This window comes from Streptomyces sp. NPDC059037 (genome assembly GCF_042740015.1).
Taxonomy (GTDB): Bacteria; Actinomycetota; Actinomycetes; order Streptomycetales; family Streptomycetaceae; genus Streptomyces.
The window spans coordinates 2,302-18,516 of record NZ_JBHYIG010000200.1; the positions used below are offsets into that span (position 1 = coordinate 2,302).

At 69.5% G+C, this 16,215-nt stretch carries 15 protein-coding genes and 1 tRNA gene; 5 read left to right on the plus strand and 11 right to left on the minus strand.

Features of this window, described 5'->3' with window-relative positions; all coding sequences use genetic code 11:
- Positions 1–56: 56 nt before the first annotated feature.
- A tRNA-Met gene (locus ACFWY6_RS31805) sits at positions 57–130 on the minus strand.
- 50 nt (positions 131–180) lie between these two features.
- Positions 181–3,069: a UPF0182 family protein gene (locus tag ACFWY6_RS31810; protein WP_384697730.1), complete on the minus strand. Its 2,889-nt coding sequence runs from the start codon at positions 3,067–3,069 to the stop codon at positions 181–183.
- A gap of 146 nt (positions 3,070–3,215) precedes the next feature.
- Between ACFWY6_RS31810 and ACFWY6_RS31815 the strand changes: the two genes are divergently transcribed.
- Positions 3,216–3,758: a PPA1309 family protein gene (locus ACFWY6_RS31815; protein WP_384697699.1), complete on the plus strand. Its 543-nt coding sequence runs from the start codon at positions 3,216–3,218 to the stop codon at positions 3,756–3,758.
- 58 nt (positions 3,759–3,816) lie between these two features.
- On the opposite strand, the gene ACFWY6_RS31820 is transcribed toward ACFWY6_RS31815, so the two are convergent.
- From ACFWY6_RS31820 to ACFWY6_RS31835, 4 genes are all read right to left on the minus strand, one after another.
- A complete protein-coding gene (locus ACFWY6_RS31820) occupies positions 3,817–4,905 on the minus strand; it encodes a PDZ domain-containing protein (RefSeq protein ID WP_384697702.1) in 1,089 nt (362 codons plus the stop codon).
- Between the two features lie 89 nt (positions 4,906–4,994).
- Positions 4,995–5,156, minus strand: coding sequence for a hypothetical protein (locus ACFWY6_RS31825; protein ID WP_266870622.1), 162 nt, complete (start codon positions 5,154–5,156; stop codon positions 4,995–4,997).
- Between the two features lie 139 nt (positions 5,157–5,295).
- A complete protein-coding gene (locus ACFWY6_RS31830) occupies positions 5,296–5,760 on the minus strand; it encodes a molybdenum cofactor biosynthesis protein MoaE (protein ID WP_384697705.1) in 465 nt (154 codons plus the stop codon).
- 93 nt (positions 5,761–5,853) lie between these two features.
- Entirely contained in the window at positions 5,854–6,966 is a 1,113-nt protein-coding gene (locus ACFWY6_RS31835) for an SDR family oxidoreductase (protein WP_135334375.1), read from the minus strand.
- A gap of 191 nt (positions 6,967–7,157) precedes the next feature.
- Between ACFWY6_RS31835 and ACFWY6_RS31840 the strand changes: the two genes are divergently transcribed.
- Both ACFWY6_RS31840 and ACFWY6_RS31845 read left to right on the plus strand, forming a co-directional pair.
- The gene (locus tag ACFWY6_RS31840; protein WP_384697710.1) at positions 7,158–8,612 is read left to right on the plus strand and encodes a zinc-dependent metalloprotease; all 1,455 of its coding nucleotides are present in this window, start codon (positions 7,158–7,160) and stop codon (positions 8,610–8,612) included.
- A complete protein-coding gene (locus tag ACFWY6_RS31845) occupies positions 8,609–9,133 on the plus strand; it encodes an NUDIX hydrolase (protein WP_384697713.1) in 525 nt (174 codons plus the stop codon). The genes ACFWY6_RS31840 and ACFWY6_RS31845 overlap by 4 nt, the downstream gene beginning before the upstream one ends.
- A gap of 108 nt (positions 9,134–9,241) precedes the next feature.
- Here the strand turns inward: ACFWY6_RS31845 and ACFWY6_RS31850 are convergent, their stop codons facing one another.
- The 4 genes from ACFWY6_RS31850 to ACFWY6_RS31865 form a co-directional block, all read right to left on the minus strand.
- A complete protein-coding gene (locus ACFWY6_RS31850; RefSeq protein ID WP_360767611.1) occupies positions 9,242–9,997 on the minus strand; it encodes an AIM24 family protein in 756 nt (251 codons plus the stop codon).
- Between the two features lie 16 nt (positions 9,998–10,013).
- The gene (locus ACFWY6_RS31855) at positions 10,014–10,694 is read right to left on the minus strand and encodes an AIM24 family protein (protein ID WP_135334379.1); all 681 of its coding nucleotides are present in this window, start codon (positions 10,692–10,694) and stop codon (positions 10,014–10,016) included.
- An 11-nt stretch (positions 10,695–10,705) separates the two neighbouring features.
- Positions 10,706–12,412, minus strand: a complete 1,707-nt coding sequence (locus ACFWY6_RS31860; protein WP_384697718.1) for a TerD family protein — start codon at positions 12,410–12,412, stop codon at positions 10,706–10,708.
- A gap of 139 nt (positions 12,413–12,551) precedes the next feature.
- The gene (locus ACFWY6_RS31865; protein WP_384697721.1) at positions 12,552–13,148 is read right to left on the minus strand and encodes a M48 family metallopeptidase; all 597 of its coding nucleotides are present in this window, start codon (positions 13,146–13,148) and stop codon (positions 12,552–12,554) included.
- Between the two features lie 211 nt (positions 13,149–13,359).
- Here ACFWY6_RS31865 and ACFWY6_RS31870 point away from each other — a divergent pair, with 211 nt between their 5' ends.
- Positions 13,360–14,493: a ThiF family adenylyltransferase gene (locus ACFWY6_RS31870; RefSeq protein ID WP_384697724.1), complete on the plus strand. Its 1,134-nt coding sequence runs from the start codon at positions 13,360–13,362 to the stop codon at positions 14,491–14,493.
- A gap of 41 nt (positions 14,494–14,534) precedes the next feature.
- A complete protein-coding gene (locus ACFWY6_RS31875) occupies positions 14,535–15,920 on the plus strand; it encodes an ABC1 kinase family protein (protein ID WP_384697727.1) in 1,386 nt (461 codons plus the stop codon).
- A 51-nt stretch (positions 15,921–15,971) separates the two neighbouring features.
- On the opposite strand, the gene ACFWY6_RS31880 is transcribed toward ACFWY6_RS31875, so the two are convergent.
- Positions 15,972–16,163: a hypothetical protein gene (locus ACFWY6_RS31880; RefSeq protein WP_266870614.1), complete on the minus strand. Its 192-nt coding sequence runs from the start codon at positions 16,161–16,163 to the stop codon at positions 15,972–15,974.
- Positions 16,164–16,215: the final 52 nt, after the last annotated feature.

Consider the following 16,215-nt stretch of genomic DNA (forward strand, 5'->3'; position numbering starts at 1 on the left):
ACAAAAACATCTCTGCGCCCCTTAATTTTCCTCGCGCGCGCACTCTCCTCTTCTAGTAGCGGGGACAGGATTTGAACCTGCGACCTCTGGGTTATGAGCCCAGCGAGCTACCGAGCTGCTCCACCCCGCGCCGTTGTGTTGAAACAGTACCACGGCGCGGGGTAGGTGCTTCACACCTGGTCAGCCGCCCTTGTTGTTGCCCTTCGGCTCCTTGGACTGGGCGTCCTCTGCTCGCTGCAGCGCTTCCTCGAGGTCCTTCTGCGCCTCGCCGTACGCCTTCCAGTCGCCGTCCTTCAGCGCCTGCTGGCCGTCCTCGAAGGCCTTCTGCGCGTCGTCGAGCGCCGCCTGGACCGTCGGGTCGTCGGACTTCGGCGGATCGGGCTTCTCCTCGTCGCCCGGTGGTGGCTCCTCGACCGGTGGCGCACCGTCCTTGCCGAACACCTGGTTCAAGGCCTCCTCCAAGGTGTTCTCGAAGGCGATCTTGCTGCCGTAGGTGACGAGGACCTTCTTGAGAAGCGGGTACTTGAGCCCGCCGCCCTTCACGTAGACGGGTTCCACATAGAGCAGGCCGCCGTCCAACGGCACGGTCAGCAGATTGCCGTAGTCGACCTCTGAGTCACCGCCCTTCAGGAGCCTGATCTGCTCGGCGATGTCCTCGTTGGAGTTGAACTTGCTCTGTACCTGCTTTGGTCCGTCGACCGTTCTGCTTGACGGCATCTTCAGTATTCTGATCTTGCCGTAATCGCTGGTCCCGGCCTCGGCGTTGACCGCCATGAAGGCGCTCAGGTTGTCCCGGCCGTTGGGCGTGAAGGACGTCGTCAGCGAGAAGTCCTGCTTCTTCTGGTCCGGCATCTTCATGCTCAGGTAGTACGGCGGGACGGCGCTGCCCGACTTGTTCGTCGGGTCGTCGGGCACCTGCCACACCTCACTGCCACTGAGGAACGTCTCGGCGTCCTTCACGTGGTAGCGGGAGAGCAGCTCGCGCTGGACCTTGAACAGGTCCTGCGGATACCGCATGTGGTCCATCAGGGCCTGCGAGATCTCGCTCTTGTCCTTGACCGTGCCCGGGAACGCCTTGCGCCAGGTCTTCAGGACCGGGTCCTTGGTGTCCCACTCGTAGAGCTTGACCTCGCCGGTGTACGCGTCGACGGTCGCCTTCACCGAGTTGCGGATGTAGTTGACCTGGTTCTGCTGGGCCACCACCGCACGCTGGTTGTTGGCCGCGGTCAGCGAGTCGGCCGTGGTGTCGCCCAGCGTCGTACGCGACGCGTAGGGATAGCCGTTGGTGGTGGTGTAGGCGTCGACGATCCACTGGATCTTGTTGCCGACCACCGCCGGATAGGCGTCGCCGTCGATGGTCAGCCAGGGGGCCACCGCCTCGACGCGGTCCTTGGGCGTGCGGTTGTAGAGGATCCGCGAACCCTCGCCGATCGCTCCGGAGTAGAGCATCTGCGGCTCACCGAACGACACCGCGTACGCGGCCCTGTTGATCGGGTTGGAGAGATTGACGCCGCTGTCGCCCTTGTAGCTCGTCGTCTTCTCGCCGCTGTCGTCGGAGTAGTCGATCTCCTTCTGCGGGCCGCCGACGATCGAGTACTGCGTCGTCTTCTCGCCGTAGTAGATCCGCTGCTCGTACGACCCGAGACTGCCCTTGGACGGCAGGTCGGACTCGGTGAAGACCGGTCGTCCCTGGCTGTCCGCCTCGGTGCCCTTGGCCGCGACCACGCCATACCCGTGGGTGTAGCGGAAGTGGTCGTTGATCCAGTTGTTCTTGGGCACGCCGTCGAGGTTCAGCTCGCGCAGGCCGATGACCGTGTCCTGGTCCTTGCCGTCCTTGCTGTAACGGTCGACGTCCAGGTTCGACGGGAAGCCGTAGTAGTTCTTCATCTGCTGCAGCTGCTGGAACGTCGGCGAGACGATGTTCGGGTCGAGCAGGCGGACGCTCGCGGCGCCGTTCGCGTCGTCGCGCAGCTTCGTCTGGTCGGCCGTCCTGCTGACGCCGGGGTACTCCTTGACCTCGGTGCCGCCGATTCCGTACGCCTCGCGGGTGGCCTTGAGGTTCTTCTCCACGTACGGAGATTCCTTGGCCTGCTCGTTCGGCTGGACCTGGAACTTCTGCACGATGGCCGGGTACAGACCGCCGATGAGGATGGCGGAGAGCACCATCAGGCCGAAGCCGATGACCGGCAGCTGCCAGGTGCGCCGCCACAGCGTCGCGAAGAACAGCAGGGCGCAGATGACGGCGATGCAGAACAGGATCGTCTTCGCCGGCAGATACGCGTTCGCGTCCACGTAGCGCAGGCCCGTCCAGTTGCCCGTCGCCTTGAAGTCACTGGACTTCACCGCGAGGCCGTACCTGTCGAGCCAGTAGGCCACGGCCTTGAGCGTCACGAAGATGCCGAGCAGCACCGACAGATGGCCCGTCGACGCCGCCGTCGCCCGCGCGCCGGGGCTGGTGATCCGCAGCCCGCCGTACAGGTAGTGCGTGAGGGCGGCGGCGATCAGGGAGAGCACGGTGGCCGCGAAGCCGAAGCCGAGCAGGAAGCGGTACCAGGGAAGGTCGAACGCGAAGAACGACACGTCCATGTGGAACTGCGGGTCCTTCTGACCGAAGGAGACGCCGTTCACCCACATCAGCCACGTGCGCCACTGGCCCGCGGCGGACGCGCCCGCGATCAGGCCGACCAGCGTGGCGATGCCGAGCAGCAGCCACTTCTTGTACGGCGCGATGCTCATGCGGTACCGGTCGAGGCTCTGCTGCTCCATCGACATGGCGCTCAGCGGCGGGCGCAGCCGGTGCGCCAGCCAGATGTTCACGCCGACCGCGGCCGCCATGAGCAGGCCGAAGACGAAGAACAGGCCTACCTTGGTCCACAGGGTCGTCGTGAAGACCGACGAATAGTTGACCGAGCGGTACCAGAGCCAGTCCGTCCAGAACCCCGCGAACATGACGAAGAGCATGGCCAGTACGGCCAGGATGCCCAGTGTCATGAGCAGGGTCCGGACGCGACGGGACGGTCGGCCCACTCTGATCCGTGGCCCCGTCGGGCCTCCGCCGCGGTCCGGCATCTGGAAAGCCAAGGTGCGCACCTCGAAGTTCGATGTTGATTCTGTTGATCCGTCAGGGCCCCGTGATCGTGGACCCACACCTATGCAACTTACTCACGCTTTACTCGGTTCCCGTTTCTCGGGACTAACGAGGCAGGATTGTGACCATGTCCAACACTCCCATGGCACCGAGCCCCCTCACCCGTGCCGTCCTCGAGATCGACGAGTACGCGTCCGGCCTGGGCTGGGACCGGCCCGCACGCCTCTTCGCGCTCGTCGACACGGCGCGACTGCGCACCCAAGAACCCGGCCTCGCCTCGCAGCTCGGCCTCGACGCATCCCAGGAAGACACCGGCCTGACCCCCATCGAGCAGGAGGAGCTTCCCGAAGGGAAGCCGCTCGACGAGTTCCTCGGCACCATCGCCTGGCCGGACGCGGTGGCGGGCTGCGCGCTCACCGTGGAGCGCATGATGCTGCCGCCGTCCGCGGAGACCTCGGTCCCGGAGGGGCTCAGCGAGGGCAAGCTCGCGAAGTGGGTTGCCGAGCACCCGGACCGCCAGGAGGTCCGCATGACGGTCGCGGTGCTCCGTGACGGTGCGCGCGAGTCGGCGCTGCGGCTGCGCGAGAAGGACTCCGCGACGGAGGTCCTCACGGGCTCCGACCTGGTCCCGGGCCTGGCGGACGCGCTGGCCGCGACGTTCGCCGAGTAACTCGGCGGTCATGCGCCTGCGCCGCCGCCGGGTCCTCCGGCGGCGGCGCAGGCGTCTGTCACTTCTTGGCGGTGCACTGCGGCAGGTCCGCGGTGTCGCCCTTGCGTATGTCCTGGAGGGCGTCCACCGCGTCGTCGATGGTGTTCACCTTGACCAGCGTGAGCCCGTCGGGGATGTCCTTGGCGGCGGTGGCGCAGTTGTCCTTCGGCGTCAGGAAGTACTCGGCGCCCTTGTCGCGCGCGCCGACGGTCTTCATCTCGATGCCGCCGATCGGGCCGACCTTGCCGCTGTCGTCGATGGTGCCGGTGCCCGCCACGAACTTGCCTCCGGTGAGGTCGTCCGGGGTCAGCTTGTCGACGATGCCGAGCGCGAACATCAGTCCGGCGCTGGGGCCGCCCACGTCCGCGAGCTTGATGTCGATGGTGAACGGGAAGGTGTGGTCGGTGCCCGCCTGGATGCCGACGATCGCGCGGCCGTCCTTCGCCTTCTCCGTGGTGATCTCGACGTCGTCGGTCTCCGTGGCCTCCTTGCCGGCCTTCTCCGCCGCGGCCGCCTCCTTGACCGGGACGACACTGAAGACGACCTTCTGGCCCGGCTTGTGCTTGGTGACCAGCTTGGCGACGTCCGTCATCTCCTTCACGGGCGTCCCGTCGACCTTCTTGATGACGTCGCCCGCGTGCAGCTTGCCCTCGGCGGGGCTCTTCTTGAAGACGGTGGAGACGACCACCTGCGACTTCACCGGAAGGTCCAGCTCCCGCAGCGCCGCGACCTTGGCGCTCTCCTGGGACTGGCTGAACTCCTCCGCGTTCTCCTGGGACGACTGCTGCTCGGTCTTGCCGTCCGGGTAGAGGGTGTCGTGCGGCACGACGATGTTGTCGTGGGCCAGCCAGCCGTAGACGGCCTCCGCGATGTTCATGTTGTAGTCGGCACTGGTGACCCGGACCGTGGTCATGTTGAGGTGACCGGTCGTCGGGTACGTCTTGTGGCCGGAGATCTGCAGCACCGGCTCGCCGCCGTGGTCGCCGAGGGTGTTCACCGTGGGGCCCGGGGACATCTCCGCGTACGGAACTTTGATGAGGACTCCCGCGCAGAGCAGCGCGATCAGCATCAGGGTGGAGGCGAGCATCGTCGCGGTGCGGCGTGGCATGGAACGACAGTACGGGACCTGTCTGTCAGTGCACCCCTGGGGCCAGTCCGTACGAGGCCTTCAGGCTCCGGGGCGGGACATCGGGTCGCTCAGTGCGACTTGTCCATGGCCTTGCGGAAGGCCGCGTAGCCGTTGAGCTCGGTGACGTCGCCCGTCTTGCCCGACTTGCGGTTACGAGTGGCCCAGCCACCCCACAGACCCGCACCGACCGCCGCCGCAAACGGAATCAGCAACCAGGCAAGTGATGCCATGTCGACCTCCTGACCCCACGAGCGACCGCAACTGACTGATCAGCAGATTAACCATCCGCTCTGTCAACGCTCACGCCAGGGGTCGGGTTACGCAACCGGAAGCCCGTGGGGCACTTGGCCAGGAAGGGAGGCGGCAGACTCAGCAGGCGCCGACCCACTCTTCCTGCCCGTCGGAGAAGCGCTGGTGCTTCCAGATCGGCACCTCGTGCTTGAGGTCGTCGATCAGCTTGCGGCAGGCGGCGAAGGCCTCCGCGCGGTGCGGGCAGGAGACGGCGACGACGACCGCCAGATCACCCACGGCCAGGTCGCCGACGCGGTGGACGGCGGCAAGGGCACGTACCGGGAAGTCGGCGACGACCTTCTCGGCCACCCGGCGCATCTCCGCCTCGGCCGTGGGGTGGGTCGAGTACCCCAGCTCGTCGACGTCCGCGCCGCCGTCGTGATTGCGCACGGTCCCCACGAAGAGCGCCGTGCCGCCGGCGGCGTCGTCGCCGACGGCCCGGAACACCTCGTCCAGGGAGAGCGGGGTGTCACGGATCGCGAGAAGCCGGATCGGATCCTGTGCGGCCTGCTCGCCGGGGTGCTCGTTCGTGGTGCGTGCCATACGGCCATCGTGCCGCACGGCACGGACATCACGGAATACCGTTTTCACCCGGCACGCACGCGTACCGCTTTGGAGATCCCTACAGGCAGGCCCTCAGATCCGCCGCCGCGCCTTCCGCGCCCGGCGGACCACCGCGGCCGCGCCCAGCAGCGCGACGGTCGCGCCCGCGGCACCCGCGGCGGTCGCGTCCTTGCGCCCGAGCCGCCGCCCGGCGACCGTACGCCTGCCGGACACCTCTTCCAGGAGCTCCGCGAGGACCTCCTCGTTGGTCCACTGCGGCCGCCACCCCGCGTCATGCAGCCTGCTGACGCTGACCACCCACGGATACATCGTGTACGCCAGGTCACCGGCCGGAGACGGAGTGAGACCGATCCGGTGCAGCCGCGCCGCGGCGCCGAGCGCGACGGTGGAGGGCAGCTCCATGCGCCGGATCTCGCTGAGCTCCTCGACCTCTTCCTGCTCGAGCCACCCGTCGCAGCCGACGGCGAGCTCACCCTCGACCTTCTCCAGGACGGCGTACTCCAGGGCGCTGCACAGGTCCTCGACGTGGCAGAACTGCCAGGCCGGCCGCGACCCCGCCACGACCAGGAGCCGGGGCGACTCGAAGTAGCGTGTGAGGGCCGTGTCCGTGCCGCCCACGAGAATCGCGGGCCGTACGACGGTGACGTTCAGACCGGGGTGCGCACGCGGCGCGCGCCGGGCGAGCCGCTCGACCTCCAGGAGATCGCCGACCCCGGTCGCCTCCGCGGTCGCGCGCAATTCGGCGTCTTCGGAGAGGGGCAGTTCGTTCTCGGCCAGCGCTCCGTAGACCATCGCCGACGTGCACAGGACGACACGGTGGACGCCCGCCGCGGCGGCCGCCGTCAGCACGGTCTGTGTACCACGCACGTTGTACGCCGTACGGGCGGCGGCGTCGGTCTCCAGGTCGAGATCGAGCGCGAGGTGCACGACGACGTCCGCGCCCCGCAGTTTCTCGGCGATCGCGGGGTCCCGCACGTCCAGGATGTGCCACTGGGCCTGGGCGCATTCGCCCCGGCGCTCGTCGATGGCGATGACCTGCTTGATCTCTTCCGACGCCGCGAGGCGCTCGGTCAGCAGCGCGCCCACGCCGGACGCGGCGCCCGTGACGGCTACCACCGGCCCGCGGACGGGGGCCGGAGTTGAGAGGTTTCGCGCTGCGCGAACCTGTGGATCTGGGGAACTCACCGGGCGTCTCCAGCGGTTGTCTTCAGTAGATACGCGAATGACGCGTACGTACCAGGTGGCATCCATCCTGCCGCAGGCCATGAGTAGGCGAAGCACTGAGGCCCGAACCCGTCACGGTGTCTACGCTGGGTGGTGTTGTAGGGCAGCCGCCGCCGGAACCGTACCGGCGGCCTGACGAGCCGAGGAATCCCGTGAGTGACACCCCATTCGGATTCGGCCTTCCGCCGGAGGAGCCGGACGACGGCGACGAGGGCAAGAAGAAGGACACCCCCGGAGGGGGAGGCCAGGGCGCCGGCGGCCCCGCGAACCCGTTCGGTTTCGGGTTTCCCGGAGCGGGCGGCCAGGGCGGTGACAATCCGTTCGCCGCGATGTTCGGTTCGATGAACCCGAACGACCTGGGTGCCGCGTTCCAGCAGCTCGGCCAGATGCTCTCGTACGAGGGCGGCCCGGTGAACTGGGACATGGCCAAGGACATCGCCCGCCAGACCGTCTCGCAGGGCACATCCGACGGCGTCAAGGACGCCAGCGTCGGCCCTGCCGAGCGCTCGGCCGTCGAGGAAGCCGTGCGCCTGGCCGACCTGTGGCTGGACGACGCGACGTCGCTCCCGTCGGGCTCCGGTGTGGCCGTGGCCTGGAGCCGCGCCGAGTGGGTCGAGGCGACCCTCCCGGTGTGGAAGGAGCTGGTCGACCCGGTCGCCGAGCGCGTGGGTCTGGCCATGGGCGATGTGCTGCCCGAGGAGATGCAGGCCATGGCGGGCCCGCTGATCGGCATGATGCGCTCCATGGGCGGCGCCATGTTCGGCCAGCAGATCGGCCAGGCCGTGGGCGTGCTCGCGGGCGAGGTCGTCGGTTCCACCGACATCGGCCTGCCGCTCGGCCCGGCGGGCAAGGCCGCGCTGCTCCCCGTGAACATCGAGTCCTTCGGCAAGGACCTGGGCATCGACAAGGACGAGGTGCGGCTCTACCTGGCCCTGCGCGAGGCCGCCCACCAGCGGCTCTTCGCCCACGTGCCGTGGCTGCGCTCGCATCTGTTCGGCGCGGTCGAGGGGTACGCGCGCGGGATCAAGGTCGACACGGCCAAGCTGGAGGACGTGGTCGGGCAGCTCGACCCGCAGAACCCGGAGCAGCTGCAGGAGGCGCTCCAGCAGGGCATGTTCCAGCCGGAGGACACGCCCGCCCAGAAGGCCGCCCTGGCCCGTCTGGAGACGGCTCTGGCGCTCGTCGAGGGCTGGGTGGACGCCGTGGTGCACGCCGCCGCCAAGCCGCGTCTGTCGTCGGCCGACGCGCTGCGCGAGACGCTGCGCCGCCGCCGTGCGACGGGCGGCCCCGCGGAGCAGACCTTCGCCACGCTGATCGGCCTTGAGCTGCGTCCGCGCCGGCTGCGGGACGCCTCGCGCCTGTGGGCCTCGCTCACGGACGCGCGTGGTGTGGACGGGCGCGACGGCCTGTGGGCGCACCCGGACATGCTGCCGACGGCCTCCGACCTGGACGACCCGGACGGCTTTGTGCACCACGAGCAGCTGGACTTCTCGGAGCTGGACAAGATGCTGGGCGAGGCGGCGGGCGGCGGCGCCGCGAAGCCGGACCTCAAGAAGGACGCCAAGGACGCCAAGGACACCGAGGACGAGGACGACAGCGACAAGTGAACCTGTACGACGACGCGGTCCTTGTGCTGAAGGGCTACGAGGACCAGGAAGAGCTGCGCCAGTACTACCTGGACCATCTCGCCGCCCACCCCGACGACGGCATGTGGAAGGCCTGCACGGACGGACACGTGACGGCGAGCGCGCTGGTGATCGACCCGTCACGCGGCCGCGTGCTCCTGACGCTGCACAAGAAGCTGCAGATGTGGCTCCAGATGGGCGGCCACTGCGAGCCGGGCGACGCCTCGCTGGCCGCGGCGGCGCTGCGGGAGGCGACGGAGGAGTCGGGCATCCCGGGGATGGCGCTGCTGCCGGGCGGACCGGTCCGCCTGGACCGGCACCCGATCCCGGGGCCCTGCACGCAGCACCTGGACGTGCAGTACGCGGCGCTCGCGCCCGCCGACGCGGTCGAAGCCATCAGCGACGAGTCCCTGGACCTGCGCTGGTTCGCGTACGACGAGGTGGCGACGGTGGCCGACGAGTCGGTCGTACGCCTGGTGAAGGCAACGAGGGCACGGCTTTAAGAAGCGGCTGAAGAAGCACCCCGAAGGGGCGCGGGGAACTGCGCGACCAGCCACACACGGCCGGCACCCAGATCCCCGCGCCCCTGTTCGGTTCATCCCGCGGAGCGCTCAGCTCCAGACGTTGCCCTGGTTCTGCCCCCGGGCACCCTGCTGCCCCATACCGAACTGGGCCCTGGCGCCCTGCCCGATGACCGCGTTCTGCGGCGGCAGCAGCTCGCTGGGCTGGACGAGCGCATAGCCCTGGCCCATGAAGCTGAGCTCCCAGCCCTCACCGGTGTTGCCGCGACGCCGCCACACGCCCGATGAGTGCGTCTGGGCCTGCATCTGCACCCGCAGACCGTTGGACCAGGCGACGATCGCGTCGGCGTCGGCGTTCACGTACTTGTCGGGAGTGACCTCCATCATCAGCGGCTGCCCGGAGGTCATCAGGGCGACCTTGCCGCGACCGGTGATGTTGAGCTGGTACTTGCCCGAGCCGGAGATGCCGTACTGGCTGTCCACGGCGATGACCTGGTGGGTCAGCGACGAGTCGAGCGCGAGGACATAGCTGCTGTCCACGGTCAGACCGTCCCGGTCCACATCCACTACGTGGATGTACTGGGCGAGGTTGGCGAGATAGACCGTGCCCTGCCCGTGGCAGCGCATCAGGTCGAGGCCCTCACCCGTGTGTGCGCGGGCGCGCTGGTTGCCCTGGCTCTGGTACTCGGCGTCGAACTCGATCAGACCCTGGTAGGCGACCATGGCGCCCTTGCGGGCCAGGATGTCGTCGTGGCCCTCCAGGGCGACCCGCAGCAGCTGCGGGTTCTGGACGGTGTAGCGCTCCTGAGTCTGCTGCTCGGTGTGCGCGAAAAGTGGGCTCTGCATGGTGTGTTGTTCCCCCTCAGCCCCGTGCCCGGAGACGGTCGGTGCTGTCCTCGCTGGGCTGTACGACGACGATGCCCTCTCCGGAGAAGCCCATCTGGTAGGCCTCGCCGCTGCCGCGCCCGATGAGCGAGCCGGCCTTGAAGCTGCGCTTGCCCTTCACCTTGAGGTTCGGGGACCAGGCGAGCAGGGCGTCCGGGTCGACGTACGTCTCGTCGTCGCCACGACCGCAGTCGACGACGACCGGGGTGCCGCGGGAGGTCAGCGCGACCCAGCCCTGGCCCGAGATCTTGATGTTCCACAGGCCCTGTCCTGCGAACTTGGCCAGACCCTTGACCCGCTCGACGCCCCACTGGAGGGACGCGTCGAAAGCGAGCAGGTTCGTGCCGTTCACCGAGAGCGAGTCGCCCGCCAGGTTGATGACGACGACGTCCGCTCCGTAGTCCGCGAGATAGAGCAGGCCGTCTCCGGAGCACTTCATCAGAGGTGCTCCCTCGCCGGTCATCCACTCCTTGGCGATCTGGCGGACCGCGGGGGGATTGGGCTCGTACGTGACGAACCCTTCGTAGGCGACCATCGAGCCCACGCGCGCGAGGAGGTCGTTTCCGGTCTGCATGGCCACCTTGAGCATGTGGTTGCCATGGTTCTCCATACGGGCGGCGACAGGCGCCGGGGCAAAGCCCGCGAGTTGCTGATTCATGACGGGCTCCCTCAGACCTCGTACGGCTGGACGATGATGAAGTTGCCGGGCGCGCCCCGGAACTGGAGGTTCACGCTCTCCCCCGTGGAACCGGCGTACGCGTTGCTGCGCAGCCGCACCTGGCTGGAGACGAGCGCCTGGGCGGCCGCCGACCAGGCGACCACGGACTGGCAGTCGGCGAACGTCGTCGGCGTGACGGGCAGCACGACGGGCACACCGTGCGTCTTGACGATGACCGTGCCGGTGCCCTGGAACTGCATCACGAACAGCGCGCCACCGGGGATGCCGTGGCCCTCGATCCTGCGCACCTCGTGCTGGAGCGTCTCGTCGAACGCGAGGACGTTCTCGGCGGAGACGCAGATCGCGTCCCCCTGGAGCTCGATCGGGTGCAGGTGCGTGGCTTCCTCGGCGAGGAAGACCTGACCGCGGCCGGTGCAGCGCATCAGCTGCATCTCCTGGCCGGTCTGGTTGCCCACGACGCGGCCCGCGAAGCCCGCGCCCTTGTAGCTGAACTCGACCTTGCCCTGGTAGAGCACCATGCTGCCCTGGCGGGCGAGGATGGCCTGTTCGGCGATGCCGAGGTCGACGCGGATCAGCTTCTCGTTCTGCTGCGTCCAGCGCTGACCGGTGGGCGCCTCGCGGTACTTCTGAAGGGCGGAAGCCACACCGGCGCCCTGGGGTGCCGCGCCCTGCGGGGCGGCGGGCTGGCCGGGGAACTGGCCCTGGGGCTGCTGGCCATAGCCGGGCGGCATCGGGGCGGCGGGCTGCTGCCCGTACCCGGGAGGCATCGGCGCCTGGGGCTGCTGGCCGTAGCCCGGCGGGGGCGGTGCCGTCTGGCCCGGGGCCTGCTGCTGGCCGGGGACCTGGCCGAACTGCGGCTGCTGCGGCGGCTGCTGGCCCGGCTGCCCGTACGGCGCGGCGGGCGCAGGCGGCACGGCGCCGGCCGGCGGCTGGTTCATGGGCGCCACGATGGTCTGCGCGGCGTGCACCGACGGATCGGCGGGAGCGGGCGCCGGAGGCGGCGTCGCACCCTGCGGCGGCGCGAAGTTCTGCGCGGGAGCCGGGGCGGGGGCGGGAGCCGGTGCCGGTGCGCCGCCTGCCGGAGCGCCGAACGCGGGCGGTGCCGCGGCCTGGGCGGGCGGCGCGAAGGACGGTGCGCCGGCCTGCGGCTGCTGCGCGGCGGGCTCCTCTTCGGCGACCTCGCCGCCGAAGTTCTTCAGGAGCGCGTCGAGCCCGCCGTCGAAGCCCTGCCCGATCGCGGCGAAGCGCCAGACGTCCTTCAAGTAGAAGTCGCCCAGCATCACCGCGCGTTCGGTGGAGAACTCGGCGCCGTTGAAGGAGTAGCGGGCCACTTCCTCGCCGCCCGCGACGATCCGGATGTAGCCGGGGGCGACCTGCGACATCTGCCCGGCGCCGTCGATCGTCGCGGTGAACGACAGCTTCTGGATCTTCGCCGGGATCCGGTCCAGCGTGACCCGGAAGGACTCCGTGTCGCCGGCCTGCGCGCCGAGGAGCTGGATCGACTCCTCGGGAGACTTCGGCTGGTTGAAGAAGATGAAGTAACTGTCGTCCGAGAGGCGCTCGTCCGCGTCCAGGCCGAAGCAGCTGATGTCGAAGCTCAGTCCAGGGGCCGAGATCTGCACACCTACGTACAGATCGGTCCCCGAAGTGAGGTCACTGATCTTGGCCTTGTGGCCGCGTTGGAATTCCCTGGCCATACGTAACGACCGTCCCCCATCCCGAATGTAAATGCGTCGCGCCAGGCTAACCGCAAAGTCCGACAGTGAGCCAAGCCGGTACAGACCCGGTACACAACCCCGCCATCCCTCGTACACAACCCCGGCGTCCCGCGGAAGTTCACTCCACGCGGGCGGCGGGCAAATGGGGCAGCCGGTCGGCCGCGACCACACCCTCGAGGTACCCGCGGGCCCGCTCCGTACGGGGATAGGCCTCCAGGAGCCGCCAGAAGCGGGGGCCGTGTCCGGGGACGAGGAGATGCGCGAGCTCGTGGACGAGGACGTAGTCGACGACGTACTCGGGCATGCCCTGCAGCCGGTGCGACAGGCGGATGCTGCCCTCCGACGGAGTGCACGATCCCCACCGGGTGTTCTGGTTAGTGACCCAGCGAACGGACGACGGCCTGGCCCTGCTTTCGAAGTACTGCTCGGACAGCAGCTCGGCACGCTCGGCCAGTTCCGCGTCGCCCAGGACCCGCTTGCTCTCCTGGGCCGCGAGCTTGTCGAGCATGACGTCGACCCAGCGCTTCTCCTCCGCCTCGGACATCCGTGCGGGGATGAGCACGACGGTGCGGTCGCCCTCCCGGTACGCGGAGACCGTTCTGCGGCGGCGGGCGCTCCGTCTGACCTCGACCGCGCTCGCCCCCGAGCCGGGTGACGGCGGGCTGGTCGTGCTGCGCTGTGGATTTCCGGCGCGGTGCAGTGGGTCGGCGGGCACGCCCCGACGTTACCCGCTGGGTGCGGGGGAAGTCCCGCCTCCGGGACGGTTCGGCGGTGTTCCGCTCCCCGTGCGATCGATTAGTACGACGAATGCCCACTGCCTGTGGACAACTTTCCGCGGCCGTTCGCCACGGCGGGCATTCTGGCAGTCGGCCGGCGATGCGGACGGGGACCGCGCCGGAGGACATCAGGGGACACGGGGGACGACCATGCATCCGATCTTGAAGCCGGCGCTGCGCCGCGGCTGGCGCGACCTGAACACCGTCCAGTTCGGCGTGGCACCCGCGCACGCGCTGGTGCTCGGCCCGGTGGACACGGCCACGGGCAGCTTTCTCAACCTCCTGGACGGGACACGCGGGCTGCCGCTCCTGCGTGAGGAGGGCAAGCGGATGGGCCTGCCCGACGATCACGTGGACACCCTGGTGCGACGGCTCTCCAGGGCCGGGCTCCTGGACGACGCGACGGGCGGCGGCCCGGCCGCCGACGCCCTGCGCAAGCGGAGCGGGGCCATGGACCGGCTGCGCCCCGATCTGGCCTCCCTTTCGGTGGTGACTCCCGAACCGGGCGACGGCATGCGGAAGTTGGCGGCGCGCCGTGCCATGCGGGTGCAGGTCCGGGGCGCGGGCCGGGTGGGCGCCGTGCTGGCATCGGTTCTTGCGGGGGCGGGTGTGGGGCAGGTCGATGTGCGGGACGGGGGCCTCGTCGAACCGTGGGACGTGGCGCCGGGAGGTCAGCCCGCCGATGCGGTCGGGGACAGGCGGGACGCGGCGGCGCGGCGGGCGGTGCGGCGCTCGGCTCCCGACCGGCCGCCCCGGCCGGGCAGGACCGATGAAGGGGAGCCGGGCCTATCTCTCGTCGTCATCGCGCCGCGGGACGGGCTCGACGCCCATGCCCCCGACCCGGTCGCCGCCGAGGCGCTGGTCTCCTCGGGGACACCGCATCTCTATGCGGGGGTGATCGAGGGAACCGGAGTGGTGGGGCCGCTCGTCCTGCCGGGAGCGACGGCGTGTGCGGGCTGTCTGTCGCTGGAGCGGGCGGACCGGGATCCCACCTGGCCGCGCATGCTGGCCCAGTGGCGTTCGGGACGTGCGCGCCATGTGACGGCGTGCGATCTGGCACTGTCGACCACGGTCGCCGGCCTGGCCGCGGCGCATGCGCTCGCCTTTCTGGACGGGGCGGCACCGGCGAGCGCGGGGGTCCGCTGGGAGGCCTCCGTGCCCGGTCTCGACTGGCACACACGGCCGGTGCTCCCCCATCGCACGTGCCCATGCGGGGCGGGTGCGGTGGATAAGGGGGAACACCCCGCCGGGACCCGAGAGCCGCACGACACAATGGCCGGGTAGGCGCCGGACAAGGCGCGGCTGTCTGGGACTTGGAGGGGCGCATGTCTGATCTTCCCCGGAAGGCGGTTACCCGTACCGCCAAACTGGCCGCGCTGCCACTCGGCTTCGCCGGGCGCGCGACCTGGGGGCTCGGCAAGCGGATCGGGGGCAAGTCGGCGGAGATCGTCGGGCGCGAGCTGCAACAGCGCACGGCGGAGCAGCTGTTCAAGGTGCTCGGCGAGCTCAAGGGCGGGGCCATGAAGTTCGGCCAGGCCCTGTCGGTCTTCGAGTCGGCGCTGCCCGAGGAGGTCGCGGGGCCTTACCGCGCCGCGCTGACGAAGCTGCAGGAAGCGGCGCCGCCGATGCCGACGAGCACCGTGCACTCCGTGCTCGAGGAGCGGCTCGGCGAGGACTGGCGCGAGCTGTTCCTGGAGTTCGAGGACAAGCCCGCGGCCGCCGCGTCGATAGGGCAGGTCCACCGGGCGGTGTGGGAGGACGGACGCGAGGTCGCGGTCAAGGTGCAGTATCCGGGGGCGGGCGAGGCGCTGCTCTCCGATCTGAATCAGCTCAGCCGGTTCGCCCGGCTCCTGGGGCCGCTGATCCCCGGGATGGACATCAAGCCGCTCATCACGGAGCTGCGCGACCGGGTCTCCGAGGAGCTCGACTACGGCCTGGAGGCGCAGGCACAGCAGGCGCACGCCGAGGAGTTCGCGGACGATCCGGATGTCGTGGTGCCCGCGGTGGTGCACCAGTCCGAGCAGGTGCTCGTGACGGAGTGGATCGACGGCGTACCGCTGTCGGAGGTGATCGCCGACGGCACGCGGGAGCAGCGCGACCGGGCCGGACAGCTGCTTGCCCGCTTCCTCTTCTCGGGCCCGGCGCGCACGGGCCTGCTGCACGCCGATCCGCACCCGGGCAACTTCCGTCTGCTGCCGGACGAGAAGGACGGCTGGCGGCTCGGCGTCCTCGACTTCGGCACGGTGGACCGCTTGCCCGGCGGACTGCCCGTCACGATCGGCGAATCCCTGCGGATGACGCTCGAGGGCGAGGCCGCCGCGGTCTACGAGATGCTGTGCGAGGAGGGCTTCGTCAAGGAGTCGGTCGACCTCGAACCGGACGCGGTCCTTGACTATCTGCTGCCGATCATCGAACCGATGCTGGTCGAGGAGTACACGTTCACGCGCGGCTGGATGCGCAGCCAGGCGGCGCGGGTGGCCGATCCGCGTTCCCCCGCCTACCAGTTGGGCAAGCAGCTGAACCTGCCGCCCGCGTATCTGCTGATACACCGTGTGACGTTGAGCACGATAGGGGTGCTCTGTCAGCTCGGGGCGACGGTGCGGATGCGGGACGAGCTCGAGGCGTGGCTTCCGGGCTTCCTGGAGGAGGAGCTTGAGTTCGAGGAGGAGCTTGAGGAGGAGGCGGCCGACGATCCGGCGGCCGGTGCTTGAGGTAGTGGCTCGCGCCTGAGGTGGTGGCTCGCGCTCACCACCGGGTGGAACTCACCACCAGCTGGAGTCGAGCCGGCCCTCGATGGCTCTGAGGTTCTCGCGCGCGCAGGATTCGCAGAAGTAGCGGCGGGTGCCGTTCTCCACGGAGCAGGTCCAGGTGAGCGGCTCGCCGTCGGCGACCGTTCCGCAGCGGGAACACACGAGATTCTCGGCACCCGCGGGCTGAGGAGGCTGCTGGTCCACCCGGCGACCATATCGCCGCGTGCCGAGCTGGCCCCCCCCCAACCCCCCCCCC

Excerpts from the sequence above, each read along its gene's own strand:
- ACFWY6_RS31810 (WP_384697730.1), bottom strand. The coding sequence starts at position 3,069 with ATGCCGGACCGCGGCGGAGGCCCGACGGGGCCACGGATCAGAGTGGGC.
- ACFWY6_RS31855 (WP_135334379.1), bottom strand. The coding sequence starts at position 10,694 with ATGAATCAGCAACTCGCGGGCTTTGCCCCGGCGCCTGTCGCCGCCCGT.
- ACFWY6_RS31820 (WP_384697702.1), bottom strand. The coding sequence starts at position 4,905 with ATGCCACGCCGCACCGCGACGATGCTCGCCTCCACCCTGATGCTGATC.
- ACFWY6_RS31825 (WP_266870622.1), bottom strand. The coding sequence starts at position 5,156 with ATGGCATCACTTGCCTGGTTGCTGATTCCGTTTGCGGCGGCGGTCGGT.
- ACFWY6_RS31875 (WP_384697727.1), top strand. The coding sequence starts at position 14,535 with ATGTCTGATCTTCCCCGGAAGGCGGTTACCCGTACCGCCAAACTGGCC.
- ACFWY6_RS31830 (WP_384697705.1), bottom strand. The coding sequence starts at position 5,760 with ATGGCACGCACCACGAACGAGCACCCCGGCGAGCAGGCCGCACAGGAT.
- ACFWY6_RS31850 (WP_360767611.1), bottom strand. The coding sequence starts at position 9,997 with ATGCAGAGCCCACTTTTCGCGCACACCGAGCAGCAGACTCAGGAGCGC.
- ACFWY6_RS31870 (WP_384697724.1), top strand. The coding sequence starts at position 13,360 with ATGCATCCGATCTTGAAGCCGGCGCTGCGCCGCGGCTGGCGCGACCTG.
- ACFWY6_RS31815 (WP_384697699.1), top strand. The coding sequence starts at position 3,216 with ATGTCCAACACTCCCATGGCACCGAGCCCCCTCACCCGTGCCGTCCTC.
- ACFWY6_RS31860 (WP_384697718.1), bottom strand. The coding sequence starts at position 12,412 with ATGGCCAGGGAATTCCAACGCGGCCACAAGGCCAAGATCAGTGACCTC.